20 protein-coding genes are annotated in these 20,140 nt (G+C 72.8%); 10 read left to right on the forward strand and 10 right to left on the reverse strand.

What is annotated here, in order from left to right:
- Window positions 1-10: 10 nt before the first annotated feature.
- From mnhG to QUG92_RS12685, 7 genes are all read right to left on the reverse strand, one after another.
- Window positions 11-367, reverse strand: coding sequence for a monovalent cation/H(+) antiporter subunit G (mnhG, locus tag QUG92_RS12655; protein WP_083263777.1), 357 nt, complete (start codon window positions 365-367; stop codon window positions 11-13).
- Entirely contained in the window at window positions 364-705 is a 342-nt protein-coding gene (locus QUG92_RS12660) for an MrpF/PhaF family protein (protein ID WP_182046898.1), read from the reverse strand. The genes mnhG and QUG92_RS12660 overlap by 4 nt, the downstream gene beginning before the upstream one ends.
- Entirely contained in the window at window positions 702-1,283 is a 582-nt protein-coding gene (locus QUG92_RS12665; RefSeq protein WP_182046897.1) for a Na+/H+ antiporter subunit E, read from the reverse strand. Before QUG92_RS12665 ends, QUG92_RS12660 begins: the two co-directional genes overlap by 4 nt.
- Window positions 1,280-2,968 carry a Na+/H+ antiporter subunit D gene (locus QUG92_RS12670; protein ID WP_182046896.1) on the reverse strand — a complete coding sequence of 563 codons (1,689 nt, stop codon included), beginning with the start codon at window positions 2,966-2,968 and terminating at the stop codon, window positions 1,280-1,282. The genes QUG92_RS12665 and QUG92_RS12670 overlap by 4 nt, the downstream gene beginning before the upstream one ends.
- Window positions 2,965-3,387, reverse strand: coding sequence for a Na(+)/H(+) antiporter subunit C (locus QUG92_RS12675; RefSeq protein ID WP_289459309.1), 423 nt, complete (start codon window positions 3,385-3,387; stop codon window positions 2,965-2,967). The genes QUG92_RS12670 and QUG92_RS12675 overlap by 4 nt, the downstream gene beginning before the upstream one ends.
- Window positions 3,384-6,311 (reverse strand): Na+/H+ antiporter subunit A, encoded by a 2,928-nt coding sequence (locus tag QUG92_RS12680; protein WP_289459310.1) that lies wholly within the window; start codon window positions 6,309-6,311, stop codon window positions 3,384-3,386. The genes QUG92_RS12675 and QUG92_RS12680 overlap by 4 nt, the downstream gene beginning before the upstream one ends.
- A 101-nt stretch (window positions 6,312-6,412) precedes the next feature.
- Entirely contained in the window at window positions 6,413-7,168 is a 756-nt protein-coding gene (locus QUG92_RS12685) for an SDR family NAD(P)-dependent oxidoreductase (protein WP_289459311.1), read from the reverse strand.
- A gap of 95 nt (window positions 7,169-7,263) precedes the next feature.
- On the opposite strand from QUG92_RS12685, the gene QUG92_RS12690 reads away from it, so the two are divergent.
- The 6 genes from QUG92_RS12690 to QUG92_RS12715 all read left to right on the forward strand — a co-directional run bounded on the left by QUG92_RS12690 (window position 7,264) and on the right by QUG92_RS12715 (window position 12,448).
- Window positions 7,264-7,983: an SDR family oxidoreductase gene (locus tag QUG92_RS12690; RefSeq protein ID WP_289459312.1), complete on the forward strand. Its 720-nt coding sequence runs from the start codon at window positions 7,264-7,266 to the stop codon at window positions 7,981-7,983.
- Window positions 7,980-8,666: a FadR/GntR family transcriptional regulator gene (locus QUG92_RS12695; RefSeq protein ID WP_289459313.1), complete on the forward strand. Its 687-nt coding sequence runs from the start codon at window positions 7,980-7,982 to the stop codon at window positions 8,664-8,666. The genes QUG92_RS12690 and QUG92_RS12695 overlap by 4 nt, the downstream gene beginning before the upstream one ends.
- 41 nt (window positions 8,667-8,707) lie before the next feature.
- Window positions 8,708-9,328, forward strand: a complete 621-nt coding sequence (locus QUG92_RS12700) for a DedA family protein (RefSeq protein ID WP_182046890.1) — start codon at window positions 8,708-8,710, stop codon at window positions 9,326-9,328.
- A 33-nt stretch (window positions 9,329-9,361) separates the two neighbouring features.
- Window positions 9,362-10,228: an SMP-30/gluconolactonase/LRE family protein gene (locus QUG92_RS12705; protein ID WP_289459352.1), complete on the forward strand. Its 867-nt coding sequence runs from the start codon at window positions 9,362-9,364 to the stop codon at window positions 10,226-10,228.
- 7 nt (window positions 10,229-10,235) lie between these two features.
- Entirely contained in the window at window positions 10,236-11,387 is a 1,152-nt protein-coding gene (gene rlmC / locus QUG92_RS12710; RefSeq protein WP_289459314.1) for a 23S rRNA (uracil(747)-C(5))-methyltransferase RlmC, read from the forward strand.
- A gap of 362 nt (window positions 11,388-11,749) precedes the next feature.
- Window positions 11,750-12,448, forward strand: coding sequence for a LysM peptidoglycan-binding domain-containing protein (locus QUG92_RS12715; RefSeq protein WP_069712052.1), 699 nt, complete (start codon window positions 11,750-11,752; stop codon window positions 12,446-12,448).
- A gap of 75 nt (window positions 12,449-12,523) precedes the next feature.
- Here QUG92_RS12715 and QUG92_RS12720 read toward each other — a convergent pair whose 3' ends face one another.
- Both QUG92_RS12720 and QUG92_RS12725 read right to left on the reverse strand, forming a co-directional pair.
- A complete protein-coding gene (locus QUG92_RS12720) occupies window positions 12,524-13,561 on the reverse strand; it encodes an LCP family protein (RefSeq protein WP_289459315.1) in 1,038 nt (345 codons plus the stop codon).
- A 63-nt stretch (window positions 13,562-13,624) separates the two neighbouring features.
- Window positions 13,625-14,029 (reverse strand): MarR family winged helix-turn-helix transcriptional regulator, encoded by a 405-nt coding sequence (locus QUG92_RS12725; RefSeq protein ID WP_289459316.1) that lies wholly within the window; start codon window positions 14,027-14,029, stop codon window positions 13,625-13,627.
- Window positions 14,030-14,101: 72 nt separating this feature from the next.
- Here QUG92_RS12725 and QUG92_RS12730 point away from each other — a divergent pair, with 72 nt between their 5' ends.
- From QUG92_RS12730 to QUG92_RS12745, 4 genes are all read left to right on the forward strand, one after another.
- Window positions 14,102-16,228, forward strand: coding sequence for an MMPL family transporter (locus tag QUG92_RS12730; protein ID WP_289459317.1), 2,127 nt, complete (start codon window positions 14,102-14,104; stop codon window positions 16,226-16,228).
- A 12-nt stretch (window positions 16,229-16,240) separates the two neighbouring features.
- On the forward strand, window positions 16,241-16,897 hold the full coding sequence (locus tag QUG92_RS12735) for a GntR family transcriptional regulator (RefSeq protein ID WP_289459318.1): 657 nt from the start codon (window positions 16,241-16,243) through the stop codon (window positions 16,895-16,897).
- Window positions 16,898-16,970: 73 nt separating this feature from the next.
- Window positions 16,971-18,482 carry an LCP family protein gene (locus QUG92_RS12740; protein ID WP_289459319.1) on the forward strand — a complete coding sequence of 504 codons (1,512 nt, stop codon included), beginning with the start codon at window positions 16,971-16,973 and terminating at the stop codon, window positions 18,480-18,482.
- Window positions 18,483-18,508: 26 nt separating this feature from the next.
- Window positions 18,509-19,291, forward strand: coding sequence for an endonuclease/exonuclease/phosphatase family protein (locus QUG92_RS12745; protein ID WP_182046882.1), 783 nt, complete (start codon window positions 18,509-18,511; stop codon window positions 19,289-19,291).
- Between the two features lie 6 nt (window positions 19,292-19,297).
- Here QUG92_RS12745 and QUG92_RS12750 read toward each other — a convergent pair whose 3' ends face one another.
- Window positions 19,298-20,092 (reverse strand): hypothetical protein, encoded by a 795-nt coding sequence (locus QUG92_RS12750; protein ID WP_289459320.1) that lies wholly within the window; start codon window positions 20,090-20,092, stop codon window positions 19,298-19,300.
- Window positions 20,093-20,140: the final 48 nt, after the last annotated feature.

Here is a 20,140-nt window from a genome sequence, read left to right on the forward strand (position 1 = left end):
GACCTCGGGGTCAGTCCTCGGTGTCGTCCACCAGCAGGTCCTCGTGCCGGTAGTCGTTCGACCGCAGACCGGCTCGCGCGATCATGTGCGTCGACACCGGCACCAGGAACAGCTGGAACACGAGGACCGGCACGACGACCCAGAACGCCGTCCACGTCCACACCGCGACGACGACCGCCGCGAGGGCGAGCGCCAACCCCAGGACCTGCGGCTTCGCCATCGCGTGCAGGCGCACGAGCGGGTCGGGGAACCGCACGATGCCGATCGCCGCGGCCAGCGAGAGCGCGGAGGCGACCAGCAGCAGCGCGAGGGCGATCCAGGCGCGGACACCGGCCCCGTCGACGAAGGACTCCAGGATCGCGATCACTTCGACTCCTCCTCCACGGCGTGCTCCGGCGTGGTCGCGTCGGTGCCCTCGTCGGACGGGTCCGAGGACGGCGTCACGATCCGGGCGACGGCGATCGTGGCGAACACGCTCGTCGCCGCGATCACCACGAGCACGGGGACGGCGGTCAGGTCCTGCCGGACGACCATCGCCGCGGCGATCACCACGAGCGCGGTGGTCAGCACGATGTCCGAGCCGATCATGCGGTCGAGGATGGTCGGACCGCGGACGATCCGGCCGACGGCCAGGGCGAGGGTCGCCCCGAGCAGGGCGAGCACGAGCAGGACGCCGATGCCCATGACGACCACGGCGGCGCTCACCGGGTCACCGCCGGCAGCGGCTCGGCGAGTTCGGACACGTCCTGCTTCGACCCGATGGCGCGGATGACGAGCTCCTCGATGCGGTGGGCCTCGTGCGCGGCGGCCTCGACCTGCTCGGTGTGCTCGGTGTCGAGCACGTGCAGCAGCAGGCGACGGCGCGGCAGGTCGACGTCGGCGACGAACGACCCGGGCACGAGGGAGATCGCCAGGGTGGCGAGCGTGAAGGTCATCTCGGACGTGGTGTGCATCTGCACGAGCACGATCGAGCTGCGGCGGACACCGCGCGGACGCACGGCGACCCAGGCGACCCGGAAGGACGCCACGACGACGAGCCCCGCCCAGACCACGAGGAACCAGAGCAGCCGCGGCACCGACAGGCGCTTCGAGAGCGGGACCGGCGGGAGCGGCAGCAGCTGCGTCACGAGGAGTGCGACCACGACGCCGCACAGCAGCGTCAGCACGGTCCACGAACCCCAGAGCAGCGCCCACAGCACGGTCAGCCCGGCGACGAGCGGGACGTCGTAGCGCCACGCGAGCGCGATGCGGCGGGCGTTCGACGTGCGGCGGAGGTCGCTCATCGTGTACCTCCCAGGACGGCCTGCACGTAGCGGTCGGGTGACTCCAGCGACTCGGCGGCGCGGGTCGCGTACCCGTAGAGCGGTCCGGCGACGACGGTCAGGGCGACCGAACCGAGGACCGCCACCGTCGTGACCGCCACCAGCATGCGCGGCAGCGGCGCGTGCGCTGACGGCTCGACCGCGGCGGTCTGCCCGGTGGCCGGACTGGAGGCGCTGCTCGCGTGGGGTGCGTCGGTGACGGTGGTCGAGCCTCCCGGGTGGTACGCCTCGCCGGTCTCCTCGGACACGGTGAGGGGCGCCGGTTCCGGCGACCGCAGGTGCGCGTGCGGTTCCGCCGTGCTGGCGTGCGGTGCCGCCGCCTCGGCGGCCGGCTTCGGCCGCCAGAAGGCGGCGTCCCAGACGCGCATCAGCGCGTACAGGGTGAGGAGGCTCGTCACGACCCCGGCGCCGATCGTCACCCATGCCATGGGGGAGCCGTCCTCGGCTGCGGCCCGGAAGAGGCCGAGCTTGCCGATGAAGCCGGAGAACGGCGGGATGCCTCCGAGGTTGAACGCCGGCACGAGGTACAGCGCCGCGAGGAGTGGCGCGGCCTTGAGCAGGCCACCGAGCGACCGCGTCGAGGTGGTGCCGCCGATGCGCTCCATGACGCCGGACACCAGGAACAGCGTGGTCTGCACGACGATGTGGTGCACGGTGTAGAACACCGCGGCGGCGGTCCCCACGACCGAGCCGAGGCCGATGCCCATCACCATGAAGCCGATGTGGCTGATGAGGGTGAAGGACAGCAGTCGCTTGACGTCGGTCTGCGAGACGGCGCCGAGCACGCCGACCACCATCGTCAGGACCGCGACGACGAGCAGGACGTCGTTGAGCTGCGGCCCCGGGAAGATGATGGTCTCGAGCCGGATGATCGCGTAGATGCCGACCTTCGTCAGCAGGCCCGCGAACACCGCCGTGACCGGTGCCGGTGCGGTCGGGTACGAGTCCGGCAGCCAGAACGCCAGGGGGAACACGGCGGCCTTGATACCGAAGCCGATGAGCAGCATCGTGTGGAGCAGGAGCTGCACGTGCTCCGGCAGACCGGCGACCCGCTCGGAGATCTGCGCGATGTTCACGGTTCCGGTCGCGCCGTAGACCAGGCCGATGGCGGCCAGGAAGATCGCCGACGCGATGAGGCTGGTGACGATGTACGTCGTGCCGGCCCGGACGCGCTGCTCGCTGCCGCCGAGGGTGATGAGCACGTAGCTCGCCACGAGCAGCATCTCGAACGCGACGTAGAGGTTGAAGAGGTCGCCGGCCATGAAGGCGTCGAGCACGCCGGCGGCGAGCACGAGGTACGTCGGGTAGAAGATCGTGACCGGGGCGTCCTCGTCGTCGGGCGCGAGGTCCTGGCCGATGGAGAACAGCAGGACGAGCAGGAGCACGCTCGCGCTGACGGTGAGGAGCAGGGCGCTCAGCCGGTCGACCACGAGCGAGATGCCGTACGGGGCCTGCCAACCGCCGACCTGCACGACGATGGTGCCGTGCTGGTCGACGAGCACCATGAGCGTCGCCGCGACGGCCACCGCGACGGCGAGGACCGCGACGGTGATCGCGCGCTGGAGCTTGCGATGGCGCAGGAGGCCGAGGGCGACGGCGGCCCCGAGCAGCGGGACCAGGACGAGGAGCGGGACGAGCCAGGTCATCGTGCGGCCTCCTCGCGCTGTGCGGCCTCGGGGTCGGTGTCGATCTCGGGGTCCTCGTCGGCCGGGTCGTCGCGGTCGCGGCCGATCGCGGCGTCCGCCTCGTCGACCTCGACCTCGTCGGCGCGGGAGAGCTTCCACGACCGGTGGATGAGCGCGAGCAGGAAGGCGCTGACGGCGAAGGTGATGACGATGGCGGTCAGGGCGAACGCCTGCGGCAGCGGGTCGGTGATCCCCTCGGCGGACTTGCCGACCGGGGGCTTGCCGGCGGCGCCGGACATGATGAGCAGGAGCAGGTTGAGCGCGTTGCCGAGCAGCAGGAAGCCGAGCAGCATGCGGGTCAGGGACCGTTCGAGCAGCAGGTACACCCCGCACGAGAACAGCACCGCCATCGCGATGACGAGGACCAGCGTGATGGTCATGTGGCACTCCCTTCCGGGGTGGTGGCTGCGACGTTGTCGGCGGGGTCGCCCTCGGTGGTGTCCGCGACCGGGGCACGCGAGTCCTCGAGGCGCTGCCGGTCGACCTCGGCGCCCAGGCTCCGGAGCACGTCGAGCACGAGCCCGACGACGACCAGGTACACCCCGATGTCGAAGAAGGTGGCGGTGACGAACTCGACGTGGCCGAGGACGGGGACGGTCGCCTCGAAGAACTCGGAGTAGAGCGCCTCCTTGCCGAAGAACAGCGGCACGATGGCGGTGGTCGCGGCGACCGCGACGCCGAGCCCGAGCAGGCGACCGGCGCGCACCGGGGCAGCGGCACCGAGCTCGGCGGGGCCGCCGGCCAGGTAGCGGGCGGCGAGGGCGATGCCGGCGACCAGTCCGCCGGCGAACCCGCCGCCGGCCGCGTTGTGCCCGGCGAACAGCAGGTAGAGCGAGAGCACCACGAGGCCGTGGAACAGCAGCCGCACGACGACGTCGAGCAGTGCGGAGCGCCCGGTCGGGATCGCGGCGCTCGTCGGCAGCCATGCGCGGGGCTCGCCGTCGGGTCGGTGCTTGTCCTCGGCCACGCTGGCGGGCATGTCCCGCAGGCGGGGGAGCGTGTCCTCGCGCGAGTCGAGGAAGATGAGGCTCGCGACACCGGTGGCCGCGGCGACGACGACCGTCAGCTCGCCGAGGGTGTCCCAGCCGCGCAGGTCGACGAGCGCGACGTTCACGACGTTCAGGCCGTGGCCGAACGAGCTCGTCAGGGCGGGCAGGTCCGGCCAGATCGGTGCGGCGTTCCGCGCGGAGGCGGCGACGATCACGACGATCGCCAGGGTCACGCCGGCCAGCGCGGCGAACAGCGCACGCGCGATCCGGAAGCGCGAGGGGTTCGCCGTCGCGATCCGCGGGGGGAGCCGCCGGAGCACGAGCACGAAGGCGATGAGCGTGACGGTCTCGACGACGAGCTGCGTGAGCGCGAGGTCGACCGCGCCGTGCAGGACGAAGAGCACGGACATGCCGTAGCCGGTCACCCCGACGAGGACGGCGGCGGCGAACCGGGTCTTGGCGGTGAGCACCGCGATCGCGGCGACCGCCATGACGATCACGACCGGTACCTGGCCCCACGAGTCGGCGAAGCGGACGTGGAACTCCCACGGCCCGCCGAGCACGAGGTTGGCGAGGGCCCCGGCGACGAACACCGAGAGGATCACGGTCAGGTAGTAGGGGAGCGATCCGCGCTGCACGCCCGCGGTCAGACCGGTGGCGACGCGGTCGAGCCCGCGCATGATCGCGCGGTAGGTGCCGGAGGCGCTCGGCGAGCCGGCGAGGCGGTGCTGCAGGGCCTCGACGGGACGCCGGAGCAGGAACAGGGCGACGCCGCCGACGAGCGTGATCGCGGACAGGCCGAGCGCCGGCTCGAGGCCGTGCCAGAGCGCCAGGTGCGGGACCTCGCCCTCGGGGAGCGCCGCCGCGGTGGCCGCGGGCTCGACACCGTGCGCGACGACCGGGGTGAGCAGTCCGAGTGCGAGGCCCGTGACCGCGAGGACCGACGGCACGACGCCGAGACCGTGCAGCCCGTGCGGTGCGGTCTCCTGCACGCCGGGCTTCCGGGCGAAGGCGCCCCAGAGGAAGCGGAGCGAGTACGCGACGGTGAGGAGCGAGCCGAGCGTGACGCCGACGAGCGCGACCCATGCCCAGCCGGCCTGCGGTCCGTGCAGCTCCTCGACGAAGCCGGTCAGCACGGCCTCCTTCGCGACGAACCCGATGGTCGGCGGGATCCCCGCCATCGAGGCCAGCGCGAGGACGGCCACCACCACGAGCCACGGCATCCGACGTCCGAGACCGCTCAGCCTGCCGAGGTCACGGGTGCCGGTGACGTGGTCGATCGATCCCACGACCAGGAAGAGCGTCGACTTGAACGTGGCGTGTGCGACGAGCAGCGCCACGCCGCCCAGCGCCACGGCGGGGGCGCCCCAGCCGGCGGCGAGCACGAGGAAGCCGAGCTGCGCGACGGTGCCGTAGGCGAGCAGGAGCTTGAGGTCGGTCTGCCGGAGCGCGCGGTACCCGCCGACGAGCATGCCGGCCACCCCGAGCACCGTGACCGTCTCGCGCCAGCCGGTCATCAGCGCGAACGCGGGGGCGAGGCGCGCGACGAGGTAGATGCCGGCCTTCACCATCGCGGCGGCGTGCAGGTACGCGCTGACCGGGGTCGGTGCCGCCATGGCGGCCGGGAGCCAGAAGTGGAAGGGGACGATCGCCGACTTCGTCAGGGCGCCGAGCAGCACGAGCACGACGGACACCGGCACGAGCGGACCCGGACGGTCGACCAGCTCCGGAGCCTGCGCGATGATCCCGGACAGGCTCGTGGTGCCCGCGGTGACCGAGAGCGCGACGAGGCCCGCGAGCATCGCCAGACCGCCGGCGGTGGTGACGACGAGCGCCTGCATCGCGGCCGCCCGACTGGCCCGCTTCGCGGCGTCGTGGCCGATGAGCAGGTAGGAGAAGACCGTCGTGGCCTCCCACAGCACGAAGAGCACGATGACGTCGTCGGCGACCACCAGCCCGTACATCGACCCGGCGAAGGCGGTGAGGACGCCGGCGAACCGGCCGAGTCCCGGCTCGTCGCGGCCGAAGTACGACGCGCAGTAGACGAGCACGAGGGCACCGACGACCGAGACCACGAGGGCGAGGACCCACGACAGGGCGTCCATCCGCAGCGACAGCGCGAGGTCGAGCTGCGGGATCCACTGCCACCGGCTCGTCACCCCGCCGTGCAGCGCCCGGTCGGTCTGTGCGATCGTCAGCACCGCGGCGGCCGCGGGAGCGAGCGCGGCCACGTAGAACACGCGGCGGCCGATCAGGGGGGTCAGGGCGGGGACGATCAGGGCGACGATCGCGAACGCGATGAGGACGGAGACCATCGGGCACCTCCTCGGGGTCGGGCAGCAGTCCGGCTCACTGGGTCCTCACAGCTTACGGAACGCCGGATGGCAACTTCCTGAACGGCCGGACAGTCCCGTTCTCAGCGCCCGTACGCCCGCGCCGGGATCTGCGTCGCCAACTTCCCGCCCGACACGTCGACGAGCGTGCCGGTGATGTAGCCCGCGGCGTCGCTCGCCAGGAACACGAGCAGGTCGGCGACGTCGTCCGGGGTCTCCCACCGACGCAGCGACAGCGTGTCGAGCAGCCGGTCCTGCTCGGCGGTCGGCATCTCGGCGAAGCCGTTCATCGCCGTCGGGACCATCCCGGGGGCATAGGCGTTGACGGTGATGCCCCACGGGCCGAGCTCGGACGCGAGCACGCGCGTGAACGCCACGACCGCCGACTTCGACGCTGCGTACGCCGCACTGCCGACGCTCGGCACGATCGCCGCGAAGGACGCCGCGTTGACGATGCGTCCGCGCCCCGCCGCCTGCATCACCGGCGCCACCGCCTGGCTGACGAGGAACGTGCCGCCCAGGTTGACGTCCATGCACCGGCGCCAGGCGTCCCAGTCCAGCTCCGCGACGGTCCCGGTGACGTTGATGCCGGCGTTGTTGACGAGCACGTCGATCGTGCCGTGCCGGGCGACGACCTCGTCGATCGCGGCGCTGACCGACGCCGGGTCGGCCACGTTGCACACCACCTCGTCGACGCCGGGGGATGCCGCATCGTCGAAGGCGAGGTCGAGGGCGACCACGCGGCAGCCCTCGGCGACGAAGCGTGCGGCGAGGGTCCGGCCGATGCCGCGGGCGGCTCCGGTCACGACGACCACGCGGTCGGTCAGGTCGAGGTGCATCGTCGCTCCCGTTCACCGGGCCGGTTCGTCGGTCCCGTTCTCCGGAGGCCGGGTGCCGTGGGCGCCCGTGCCTCGAATGGTCCTACTATTCGAGCATGACGGCGAAGGTGCTCTGGACCACGGGTGGCGGCAGCGGGATGGGTGCGGCCAGCGCGCTCGCCGCGGCCCGGGACGGCTGGACGGTCGTGCTCAGCGGCCGTCGCCCCGACCGGCTCGAGCAGGTCGCCGACGCCGTGCGTGCCGCCGGCGGGAACGCGGCGGTGCTGCCGCTCGACGTCACCGACGCCGACGCCGTGGTGGCCGCCCGGGACCGGGTGCTCGAACACCACGGGCGGATCGACGGCCTCGTGCTGGCCGCGGGCCTGAACACCCCGGCCCGGCGGTGGGCCGACCAGTCGCTCGCCGACGTCCGCGCGGTCCTCGACACGAACACCACCGCGGTCGTGACCGTCGTCGACGCCGCGCTGCCCGCGCTCCGGGCGTCCGGCGGTGTCGTCGTCGTGGTGTCCTCCTACGCCGGGTGGTCCTTCCAGCCGGGCGCCGGTGTGGCGTACTCGGCGAGCAAGACCGCGCTCGGGTCGGTCGTCCGGACGCTCAACCAGCAGGAGGCCGAGCACGGCGTCCGTGCGACGCACCTCTGCCCGGGCGACGTGGCGACCGACTTCCTCGACCAGCGCCCCGAGGTTCCCGACGCAGCGGCGCGGCAGCGCATGCTCCAACCGGAGGACGTCGGCCGGACCGTCGCGTTCGTGCTGGGGTCGCCGGCGCACGTGCGGATCGACGAACTCGTGCTCTCACCCGTCTCGCAGCGGTGACGAGCACCTACGACCGGGTCCTCGACGCGATCGGCACGGCGGTCGTCTCCGGGGAGTTCGCCCGCGGGAGCCGACGCAGCACGGACGAGCTGGTCGCCTGGACCGGTGCGAGCCGCAGCATCGTCCGCGAGGCCGTCCGGGTCCTGGTCTCCCTCGGGCTGCTGCACGCCGGTCGTCGGGTCGGCATCACCGTCCTCGGTGCCGTGGAGTGGGACGTCCTCGACCCGCGGGTGGTGCGGTGGCGGCTGCAGGGCCCGGACCGCGAGCGGGCATCGGCCGAGCTGCGCGAGCTCCGCGCCGCCGTGGAACCGCTCGCGGCCGCCGCGGCGGCTCGACGCGCGTCGCTCGACGAGTGCGCGGCCGGACGGGAGGCGCTGCTCGCCACCGCGGACGAGCTCGCCGCCGCCGCGATCCAGGACCGCCGCCTCGACTTCACGAGCGCGGACGTCCGGTTCCACGCGCGCGTGCTCGACCTGTCCGGCAACGTCCTCTACCGCCGACTGCACCGGGTCGTCGGCGAGGCCCTCCGGGAGCGCGGGAGCATCCGACCCGACCGCCACGACGTCGGGCTCCACCTCGCGCTCGCGCGGGCGGTCGCCGCGGGGGACGCGGACGGCGCAGCCGACACCATGCGCGACATCGTGCACCGGACGGAGCACGGACCCCGCACCGACCTGGGATGATGGGTGCCGGCGTGCCTCCCCGCGCCCGTGGAGGTGGACCGGTGGACGCAGCGCAGGACGTGGTGGTCCAGCTCGTCGGCACCCCCTGGGCGTTCCTCGCCGTCGGCCTCGTGCTCGCCGTCGGCAGTGTCGCGGTGTTCCTGCCGAGCCAGGCGATGGTCGTCGCGATCGGCACCCTGCTCGTCGGGGGCGACGGTGGTCTGTTGCCCGTGCTGTTCCTCGTCGTCGCCGCGACGGTCGGCATGGTGCTCGGCGACCTCGTGCTCTGGCGCCTGGCCCGTTCGGTAGACCTCGGCTCCCGGTCCTGGTTCACGCGACCGAAGATCCGGAAGGCCCGCGAGGCCATCGACGGTCGCTACCGCAAGGCTCCCGGCCGGATCGCGGTCCTCGGCCGCTTCATCCCGATGGGCCGACTGACGACGAACCTCGTCGGTGCCGACAGCGGCCTCGACCTCCGCCGGTTCCTGCTGAGCTGCGCGCTCGCCGACGTCGTCTGGGCCGCGTACTGCGTCGGGATCGCCGCCGCCACCGGGCACTGGAGCCGCGAGCAGCCGTTCCTCGTCACGACGCTCGCGGTCGTGGCGTCGATCCTGCTCGGTCTCGCGATCTCGGCGATCGAGAAGGCCGTGCACCGACGCAGCGAGGCCGCTGCCGCAGCCTGACCCCGCTCGCCGTTCGAAGGAGAACCCGTGCAGCTGACCGACCTCGTCCCCGACCCGGGCGCCCTCGACCGGATCGCGACCGGCAGCACGTGGGCCGAGGGGCCGTGCTGGATCCCGTCCTCGAGCACGCTCCGGTGGTCGGACATCCCGGGTGACCGCATCCTCCAGTGGCACCAGGACACCGGCGAGACCTCGACGTACGCCGCCGGGGTCGAGTTCACGAACGGCCGCACCCGCGACCGCGACGGGTCGGTCGTGCAGTGCTCGCACGGACGCCGACGGGTCGAGCGCGACCGCGACGGGGTCGTCACGCCGATCGTCGACGGGTGGGGCGGTGGCCGGCTGAACTCCCCGAACGACGTCGTCGTCGCGGGGGACGGCGGCATCTGGTTCACCGATCCCGCCTACGGCATCACGCAGCCGCGCGAGGGCCACCCCGGCGAGCGGGAGTACGGCGACCACTGGGTGTTCCGGTGCGGTCCCGACGGCGAGGACCTCCGCCCGGTCGTCCTCGACGCCGACGAGCCGAACGGGCTGGCGTTCTCGCCGGACGAGCGCGTGCTCTACGTCGCGAGCTCGTCGTCCGACGAGCCGGTCGTCCGGGCGTACGACGTCGACGGCGCCCGGGTGAAGAACGGCCGGGTCGTCGTCCGGCTCGGTGCGGGCGAGGGCGTGCCGGACGGCATCCGCGTGGACGAGCACGGCAACGTCTGGTCCTCCACACACCGCGGTGTCTCGGTCTTCACCCCGGACGGCACCCGCATCGGCGACGTCCCCGTGCCCGAGGTGGTCGCCAACCTCTGCTTCGGCGGCGACGACGGCACGACCCTGTTCGTCACGGCGACGACGTCGGTGTACCGCATCGCGACGACGACCCGGGACGCCGCTGCCGTATCCTGACCCGGCCATGCAGTGCGACTACTTCGACCGCGGGGTGTGCCGGTCCTGCACCCTGATGGGCCAGCCCTACGCCGACCAGGTGCTCGACAAGGAGATCCGCACGCGCGAACTCCTGCGCGACGCGGTCGAGGCGTCCGGGGGGCCGGGGGCCGTCGAGTGGCTCCCGGCGATCACCAGCCCCGAGGCCGGCTACCGGAACAAGGCGAAGATGGTCGTCGGTGGGACCGTGCAGCGGCCGACGGTGGGCATCCTCGACCACCGGCAGCGCGGGGTGGACCTGCGGCACTGCGGGATCTGCACGCCGGGCATCCGGCGCGCGCTGCCGATCCTGGCGGACTTCGTCGCCGACGCCGGGCTCATCCCCTACGACGTGGCCGCCCGCCGTGGCGAGCTGAAGTTCGTGCTCGTGACGGAGTCGCCCGACGGTGACCTGATGGTGCGCTTCGTGCTGCGCTCGGAGGGCCAGCTGCCCCGGCTCCGTGACCACCTCGGTGCCCTGCGGCGGGTGCTGCCGGAGGCCGTCGTGGTGACCGCGAACCTGCTGCCCGAGCACAAGGCCGTCACCGAGGGGGACCGCGAGGTGGTGCTCACGGAGCAGGAGACGCTGCCGATGCGCTTCGACGCGGTCACCATGCACCTGCGCCCGCAGAGCTTCTTCCAGACGAACACGGCCGTGGCCGCCCAGCTCTACGACCAGGCGTCCGCGTGGATCGACGAGGTCGCGCCCGCGTCGATGTGGGACCTGTACTGCGGCGTCGGCGGGTTCGCCCTGCACGCCGCTCGACCCGACCGCGCGGTCACGGGCATCGAGACGAGTCGTGAGGCGATCCGGTCCGCGAAGCAGTCGGCGCGTGAGGCCGGCCTGACCGACGTCCGCTTCGCCGCCGACGACGCCACCGAGCACGCGCTCCGTGCACGCCCCGACGCCGTGCCGGGACTCGTCGTGGTGAACCCGCCGCGACGGGGCATCGGCGAGACGCTCGCGGGCTGGCTGGAGGACTCCTCGGTCGAGCACGTCGTCTACTCGAGCTGCAACCCGGTGACGCTCGCGAAGGACCTCGCCCGCATGCCCTCGCTGCGCCTGCGGCGCGCGCGTGTGCTCGACATGTTCCCGCAGACCGGCCACCTGGAAGCCGTGACGCTGCTGTCCAGGGCGTGAACAGGCGGTGACCAGGAGGCGGGCGGGAGGCTCCCGGCCAGGCCGCCACGGGCCTCCCGTCCGCCGCATTGCCAGGGAACTGCCAAGGTCGCGTACCCGGGTACGTCCCGATCGCCGCAGCCGTACCGATGCGGACGTACAGGAACACTGTCGGGGTACATAGCATCTACCGGTAGAACCCATTGTCTCGGTTTGATAACAGTGACGAATTTCCTATGGTTGCCGACCAGACGCCGCCGGCACCAGTCCACTGCCCCCGGAGGCGCACCCCACAACTCGACCGCGATCGGTCGGGACGGGCAGTGGCGACCGAGACCGCTCCGGCGGTCCGTCGGTCAGTGGTCCCGGTGGAGCGATCAACCATGAAGAAGCTTTCCCGTACCCGCACCATCGTCGGTGGCCTGGCCTTCGCCGGCATCGCCGCGACCGGTGTCGGCCTCGCGGCAGCGCCCGCGAACGCAGCGTCCGGCTCGACCTGGGACGCCCTCGCGCAGTGCGAGTCCGGCGGCAACTGGGCCATCAACACCGGCAACGGCTACTACGGCGGCCTGCAGTTCAACCTCGGCACCTGGCAGGCCAACGGCGGCGCGGGCAACCCCGCCTCGGCGAGCCGCGCGACCCAGATCGCCGTGGCCGAGCGCGTCCTCGCGTCCCAGGGTTGGGGCGCATGGCCCGCCTGCTCCGCGAAGCTCGGCCTGAGCGGTACCGCCGGAGCCGCCCCGCAGGCTGCTGCGCCGCAGCAGGCCGCACCCCAGCAGGCCGCGCCGCAGCAGCAGGCCGCCCCGCAGCAGGCCGCTCCCCAGCGTCAGGCCGCGCCGCAGCAGCAGGCCGCCCCGAAGGCGACCACCCCGGCCGCGCCCGCGGTCTCCGCGCCGAGCAAGCCGGCCGCCGTGCCGACCAGCGGCAAGACCTACACGATCAAGTCGGGCGACACGCTCGACAAGATCGCGACGCAGCTGGGCATCGACGGTGGCTACATGAAGCTGTGGGCCGCGAACACGTCGACCGTGGACGACGCGAACCTGATCTACGCCGGCCAGGAGCTCCAGCTCCCGGCCTGATCGACCTCCCGATCCAGCACGAGGCCCCGTGGCACGACGCCACGGGGCCTCGTGCGTCGTGGCGCCGCTCGCGCGTCAGCGCCCGTGCGAATCAACCCACCGCTGCAGGTCGTCGGACCGCAGGGACTGCGAGAGTGCACGACGCTCGAGTTCGTTGAGCCGGACGAAGGACTGTCCGTCCGGTGACGTCCCGCTCCCGTCGATCGGCATCGTGACCGTGACGAGGTCGTCCGCGTCGAGGTGCCGGAGCGACCACCCGAGGCGCGCGATCGTCGGGACGTCGAGGCCCGGGTCGACCGCGAGGTGTTCGCTCATCGCGGTCACGAGGTCCCCGATCCGTCCGGGATCCGTCAGGGTGCCCCGGGACAGCGCCTGCTGGAACACCCCCCGCAGGAACGCCTGCTGGTTGCGCACACGCGCCTGGTCGCCGTCGGAGAAGGCGTACCGTTCGCGCACGAAGGCCAGCGCCTGCTGGCCGTCGAGGTGGTTCGGTCCCTGCGTGAAGTGGTGACCCCGCGCCGTGAAGTCGGTGGAGGACTGCACCGTGACGCCGCCGAGGGCGTCCGTCATGCTGGCGAACCCGGCGAAGTCGATCTCGGCGACGTGGTCGATCCGCACGTCGAGCAGCTGCTCGACGGTCTGCACGGTCAGGGGGATGCCGCCCCAGGAGTACGCCGCGTTGATCTTCGCGGTGCCGTGCCCCGGGATCTCCACCCACGAGTCGCGCATGATCGACACGAGGTAGACGTGGCGACGGTCCGCGGGGACGTGCGCGAGCATCAGGGTGTCCGACCGTCCGCCGGCCGTGTGGTCGCCGTCCGGGTCGAGGGCGGCCCGCGAGTCCGACCCGATGAGCAGGATGTCCTCGGCGCTCCCGGTGGGCGACGGACGCGCCCCGGTGGGGAACGGTTCGGTCAGGACCTCGGTGTGCTCGTCGAAGCTCCGGGCGAGACCGCCCACGAAGGTCGCCGCCACGACCGCGACGACCGTGGCGATGCCGAGGAGCGACCCGACCGTGGCGATCAGTGCGACGAGGACCGGACGCCGTCGCCGCTGCCGTCGCACGGGCGCGGCTGTTGCGGCCGCTGCTCGGTCGGCGCGACGTTCGGGCATGCGGGACTCCTGCCGGTCGGGTCGGCCCTGCGCCGACCGGAGCAGCCTACTACATGCAGTATTTCAGACGCTACTGTTGTGGAGGAGGGCGGTCAGCCGCTTCCGCAGGCCCTCGTCCTCGGGCAGGACCTCGCGCTCGATGTGCTGCGCGGTCTCCCACGCGCGCCGGCCGTCCGCGGTGACCGAGACCACCCGCCGACGACGGTCCTCCGGGTGTGCGGTGCGGGCCACGAGGCCGTCGCGTTCGGCCCGTTCGAGCGTCCGGGACATCGTCTGGGGCTGCACGCGCGCGGTCCGGGCGATGGTGTCGGCGCCGGTCGGCCCGGTGCGCAGCAGGATGTCGATGGCGACGAGGGCCGCGTGGGACAGTCCGACCGCGCGGAGGCGCTCGTCCCACTCGCGCTCGACGGCACGGGCTGCGGCCGAGAGCAGGCGTCCGAGGGGCCACTGCTCGGTGGGATCGTGCATGGTGGGATCCTACGACCGGGGCCGCGGACGCGAGATGGTCAGCATGCTGACGATCCATGTACGCTCACCCACGTGAAGCGCTCCCTCCGCATCGTCCTGCCGGCCCTCGTCATCCTCGTGTGGCTCGTCGTCGCCGGTGTCGGCGGCCCCGTGTTCGGGAAGATCGGCGAGGTGGCGACCAACGACCAGGCCTCGTTCCTGCCGGCCTCGGCGGACGCGACGACCGTGCAGGAGCGCGCGGCCGACTTCCGGCAGCCGTCGGGCGCCCCGGCGATCGTCGTGCTCGAGCGCGACGGCGGCCTGACCCGCGACGACCTGGCGGACGCCCGGCAGCTCGCGGCCGCGCTCACCGACCGGGACGACGTGCAGGGCGTCAGTCCGGTCATCCCGAGCGAGGACGGCGAGGCCGCCGAGATCGTGGCCACCCTCACCGAGGCCGCCGACCCCGGCGACGCCGTCGCAGCGATCCGGGCCGACGTGGACGCGGCGCTCCCGACCGGGGTGGCCGGGTACGTCACCGGCCCGGCGGGTTTCACGGCCGACCTCACGGCGGCGTTCGCGGGGATCGACGGGCTGCTCCTCGGCGTCGCGCTCGCCGCGGTGTTCGTCATCCTCGTGGTCGTCTACCGGTCGCCCCTGCTGCCGTTCCTCGTGCTCGGGACGGCCACGTTCGCGCTGTGCGCCTCGATCCTCGTCGTGTACGCGCTGGCGGAGGCGGGCGTCGTCACCGTGAACGGCCAGGTGCAGGGCATCCTGTCGATCCTCGTGATCGGTGCCGCGACCGACTACGCACTCCTCTACACCGCGCGGTTCCGCGAGGCCCTGCGGGACCACCGCACGGGCTGGGGTGCGACCCGGGCGGCGCTCCGCGGGTCCGTCGAACCGATCCTCGCCTCGGGCGGCACCGTCATCGTCGGCGTCCTGTGCCTGCTCTTCTCGGACCTGAACTCGAACAAGGCGCTCGGTCCGGTGGCTGCGATCGGCATCGCGTTCAGCCTCCTCGCGTCCCTGACCCTGCTCCCCGCGCTCCTGATGGCCTTCGGGCGTGCCGCGTTCTGGCCGCGGCGCCCGGCGCACGGCAGCGCGCACCCGGTGCTGACCGGGGCCGACGCCCGCGGCGTGTGGGCCCGCGTCGGGCGCCTGGTCGCCCGTCGCGCCCGGACGGTGTGGATCGTCTGCACGGTGGCGCTGCTCGCGATGGGTGCCGGACTCGTCGGACTCCGCGCGGACGGGGTGCCGCAGAGCGACCTCGTCATCGGGGCGTCCCAGGCGCGCGACGGGCAGGACGTGCTCGCCGACCACTTCCCGGGCGGCTCGGGCAGCCCGGCGCAGGTCATCGGCCCGGAGCGCGACCTCGACCGGCTCGTCGCGGCGGTCCGTGGGGTCGACGGCGTGGACGACGTGGTCGCGGCGGCGGCGGACAGCCCGTCCGGCACGACGGCGGTCGGCGACACGGCCGGAGCCGCGAGCGGCCCCACCGCCCGACCGACCGTGTCCGACGGGGACGTCCTGCTCGAGGCGACGCTGCGCGCACCGGCGGACTCGTCGGCAGCCGAGCAGACCGTCCGCGACCTCCGTACGGCTGTGGAGCGGGTGTCGCCGGACGCGCTCGTCGGTGGTGTCACCGCGACGGCGCTCGACACCGACGACACCGGGATCCGCGACCGCACGGTGATCATCCCGATCGTGCTCCTGGTGATCCTCGGCATCCTGATGCTCCTGCTGCGGAGCGTCGTGGCGCCGCTCGTGCTCATCGGCAGCGTGGTGGTGTCCTTCGCGGCCGCCCTCGGGGTCGGCGCGCTCGTGTTCGACCAGGTGCTGCACCTGCCGGGAGCGGACCCGTCGGTCCCGCTGTTCTCGTTCGTGTTCCTCGTCGCGCTCGGGGTGGACTACAACATCTTCCTCATGACCCGGGTGCGCGAGGAGAGCCTGCGCCACGGGCCGCGCGAGGGCGTGCTGCGCGGGCTCGGGGCGACCGGCGGCGTCATCACCTCCGCCGGGGTCGTCCTGGCGGCGACCTTCGCGGCGCTCGGGGTGATCCCGATCCTGTTCCTCGTGCAGATCGCGTTCGTCGTCGCGTTCGGTGTGCTGCTCGACACCGTCGTGGTGCGGTCGCTGCTCGTCCCGGCGGTGGTGCACGACCTCGGCCGACGCGCGTGGTGGCCCTCGCGCCTCTCGCGGACCGGCCGTCACATGTGACACGCTGGTCCCATGCCAGTCCCCTCGACGCAGCCTGCCGCCGAACGCAAGCTCCTCCGTGACACCGTGCAGGACAAGATCCGTGCGGCGATCATGGACGGCACGCTCGAGCCGGGCGAACGCCTGAACGACGACGACCTGATCGCGTGGCTCGGGGTGTCCCGGACCCCGATCCGCGAGGCCCTGGCGGAGCTGGCGCGGGCCGGGCTCATCGAGATGGCACCGAACCGCTACACCCGCGTCGCTGCGCCGACGAAGGACGAACTCCTCGACGCCTACCGCACGCTGGGCGTCATCTACGGCGGTGTCGTGCGGCTCGCGGTGCCCCGGTTCACGGCCGCGCAGCGGAAGAAGATCGTCGCGGTGCTCGACGACGTCGCCGCGCGGGTGGACGGCGAGCACATGGACGACGTGGCCCGCGAGGGGTCCGACATCTACGCCATGTGGGTCGAGGCGTGCGGCAACGCCTCGCTCGCGCAGCTGTGCCGGGCGACCACCGACGGCCTGGCGTTCAAGCTGCGCGTGCCCGAGCTGACCGAGCTCGTGCCGGCCGACGTGGTCCGTCCCGAGATCGACAAGCTCCGCGCGGCCGTGCTCGCACAGGACCCGATCGCGGCCGAGCTGGCGATGGAGGCCATCCACCTCCTGCCCACGCGCAGCGCGGACTGACCGCGCTCAGGGTCCGCGCACGACCCTCAGCGGATTCCCTGTCCGTTCCACGCTGTGCGGTTATGGTTTCCGGGTGAGCATCGAACCCGAGCAGACGACGCGCCGTGCACGCCGCGGCCACGTGCCGCCGCGCCACGGGCGCCAGAAGCGCGGGGGCGGGATCGTCCTCCCCGCGATCGCCGGCGTGCTGACGATGGGCCTGGTCCTGATGGGCGGCTACGCCGCGGCGGCCTTCACGAGCCTGAACAACGGCGTCACGAAGATCGACGCGATCGCTCCGCGGTCGCAGGGCGACCACGACGTGGACGGCACGGCCCAGAACATCCTGCTCGTCGGTGACGACCACCGGCCGGACAACGCGACGCCCGAGCAGATGGCGGAGCTGAGCACGACCAGCGACGGCGGTGCGACCAACACCGACACGATGATCGTCCTGCACATCAACGCCGACGGCACGCAGGCGACGATGATCTCCTTCCCGCGCGACTCGTACGTCGACATCCCCGGCGTCGGCAAGGGCAAGCTCAACAGCGCCTTCTACTACGGCACCCTCAACGGCGGTGGCGACACCGGCGGCGCGAAGCTGCTCATCCAGACGATCCAAGACCTCAGCGGCCTGTCGATCGACCACTACGTGCGGGTGTCGCTGCTCGGCTTCTACCAGGTGGTCAAGGAGCTCGGGCCGGTCGAGGTGTGCCTGAACGAGGCGGTGAACGATCCGTACTCCGGCGTCGACCTGCCCGCCGGCACCTCGCAGCTCGACGCCAAGCAGGCGCTCTCGTTCGTCCGCCAGCGGCACGGCCTGCCGAACGGCGACCTCGACCGCAACGTCCGCCAGCAGTACTTCCTGTCGCAGGAGGCCCGCAAGGTGCTCTCGGCGGGCACCCTCCTCAACCCGATCAAGATGAACGCGATCCTCAGCGCGGTCGGCGGGTCGATCCAGACCGACACCGACCTGGTGTCCCTGGCGACGCAGATGCGCGACCTGCGTCCGGGCAACATCCAGTCGGCGACGATCCCCACCCTCGGGACGCCGACCATCACCGTGAACGGCTCCGCGCTGTCCATCGTCCAGGTCGACACGGTCGGCATCCCCGCGTTCGTGCAGGGCCTGGTCGGTGAGCCCGAGGAGTACACGAAGGCCACCGCCGCCGCGCCGGCGTCCACGACCGTGACGGTGCTGAACGGCAGCGGGGTCGAGGGTGCCGCGGCCACCGCGAGCGCGAACCTGACCGCGCGGGGCTTCCAGGCCGGTGCCCCCGGCTCCTCGGAGACGACGAAGACCACCCAGGTGCAGTACCCGGCGGGGCAGGAGGCACAGGCCAAGGCCGTCGCCGCCGTCCTGCCCGGTGCGGTCGCGGTCCGGTCGACGACGGTCACCGGCGTGACCCTGGTGCTCGGGTCGGACGGGAAGACCGTGAGCGCTCCGGCCCCCGCCGGCGGTGCCTCGTCGGCACCGGCGGACGGCGGGACGCAGGACGCGGCACCCGCGACGCCGAAGGACGACGGGTCGAAGTCGTCCGAGCCGAAGCCGAGCTCGACCGACGTGAAGACGTACGGCAAGGAAGGCGTCTGCATCAACTGACGGGGCTCGACGGGTAGGTTCGACCGGTGAGCCACGTCGCGCGTCCGATCACCCTGATGACCTACAACGTGAAGAACCCGGATCCCCGCCACGACTGGCCCGCACGGCTGCCGCTGGTCCTGGACATCATCCGGCGACACGACCCGGACGTGCTGTGCGTCCAGGAGGCGTTCGACCACCAGATGGACGCGCTGCGCGCCGGGCTGCCGGACCACGGCGACGTCGGCCAGGGGCGCGAGGGCGGCACCGCCGGCGAGCACGCGGCCGTCTTCTTCCGCCGCGACCGCCTGCGCCCCGTCGACACGGGCACGTTCTGGCTGTCGGACACCCCGGACGAGCCGGTGTCGAACACCTGGGGCAGCCTGTACCCCCGCGTCGCGAACCACGCGCACTTCGTCGACGTCGACGGCGGGGCCTTCACGCTCCTGACGTCGCACTTCGACCACGAGGAGAACGACCACGGCGACGAGGTGCGTCGACGCAGCGCGGCCCTGGTCGTCGAGCGGCTGCGGTCGGTCGAGGGTCCGGTGGTGTTCGCGGGCGACTGCAACGAGCCGGCTGGACAGGGGCCGGCGTGGCAGGTCTTCGCCGACGCCGGGTACGAGGACGCCTGGGCCGTCGCGGGCGATCCCGACGACCGCACCGCGTCCTTCAACGGCTGGCAGGCGCCGGTCGACTCCGGGGAGCGCATCGACTGGGTGCTGACCCGCGGTGGCGTCGAGGTGGAACGGGTCGTGATCGACCACGACGGTCCCGAGACCTGGGCCGCGAGCGACCACTTCCCCGTGGTCGCCACCCTGCGCGTCTGAGAGCGGTCAGCAGGAGCGACGGGCGTGCACGGGCATCGGAGCGCCGATGACCGTGACCTCGGTGTCGTCCGTCAGCGCGGACACGCCGTTCGAGCCCTGCTCGTCGTCGCCGTCGCCGTGGCGCTCGTCGGCGTGGGTGTCGGCGTCGGCGTCGTGCTCGGACCGGGGCCCGTCGTCGTCCGACGCCTCCCACCCGGGCTCGAGCAGCAGCTGCCACGCGCGCGCGTCGCCGGAGCCGTAGGACTCCTTGTCGGCGGCCGGGGCGTCGTGCAGCTCGTCCGCGACGTCGTCGCCCACCTGCACGCCGCCGGGCCCGGTGAGCTCGACGCGGCTCCCGATGCGGGTGCGCACCGAGGACTTCAGCACGCGGATCTCGACGGCGTTGCCCACCGCGGCCGGGGTCCGCAGCGCGGCGACCCGGATCGCGCCGCCCCACGTCGAGGTGGTGCCGGCAGGGAAGCACGCGCCCCCGTCTCCGGCGGCGGTCTGCGTGCGGGACGGTGTGCCGAGCAGGCGGCCGAGCAGGTCCACCGTCGACCGCGAGTCGCGCATGGAGACGTCGGCGACGGTGTCGTCACCGTCGCGGAAGACGAGGGACTCCGCGTCGAGCTCGATCGAGTCGACCCGTCGGAGTTCGCGGTTGGTGACCTGCACGGCGGGTCGAGACGACACGAGGTCGCTGCGGTCCTCGGCCGCGGACGCCGGCGACGCGGCGACGATCCCGCTCGCGTCCGCACCTACGGTGCCGACGACGGCGGTGAGCACGGCGGTGCCGATCGCGAGCGCAGGACGGAGGTTCACCACTCGACCGTACGACCTCCCGACTGCTCGGACGACAGGTGTTACCGA

The sequence above is a fragment of the Curtobacterium citri genome, assembly GCF_030362955.1.
Classification (GTDB): Bacteria; Actinomycetota; Actinomycetes; order Actinomycetales; family Microbacteriaceae; genus Curtobacterium; species Curtobacterium citri.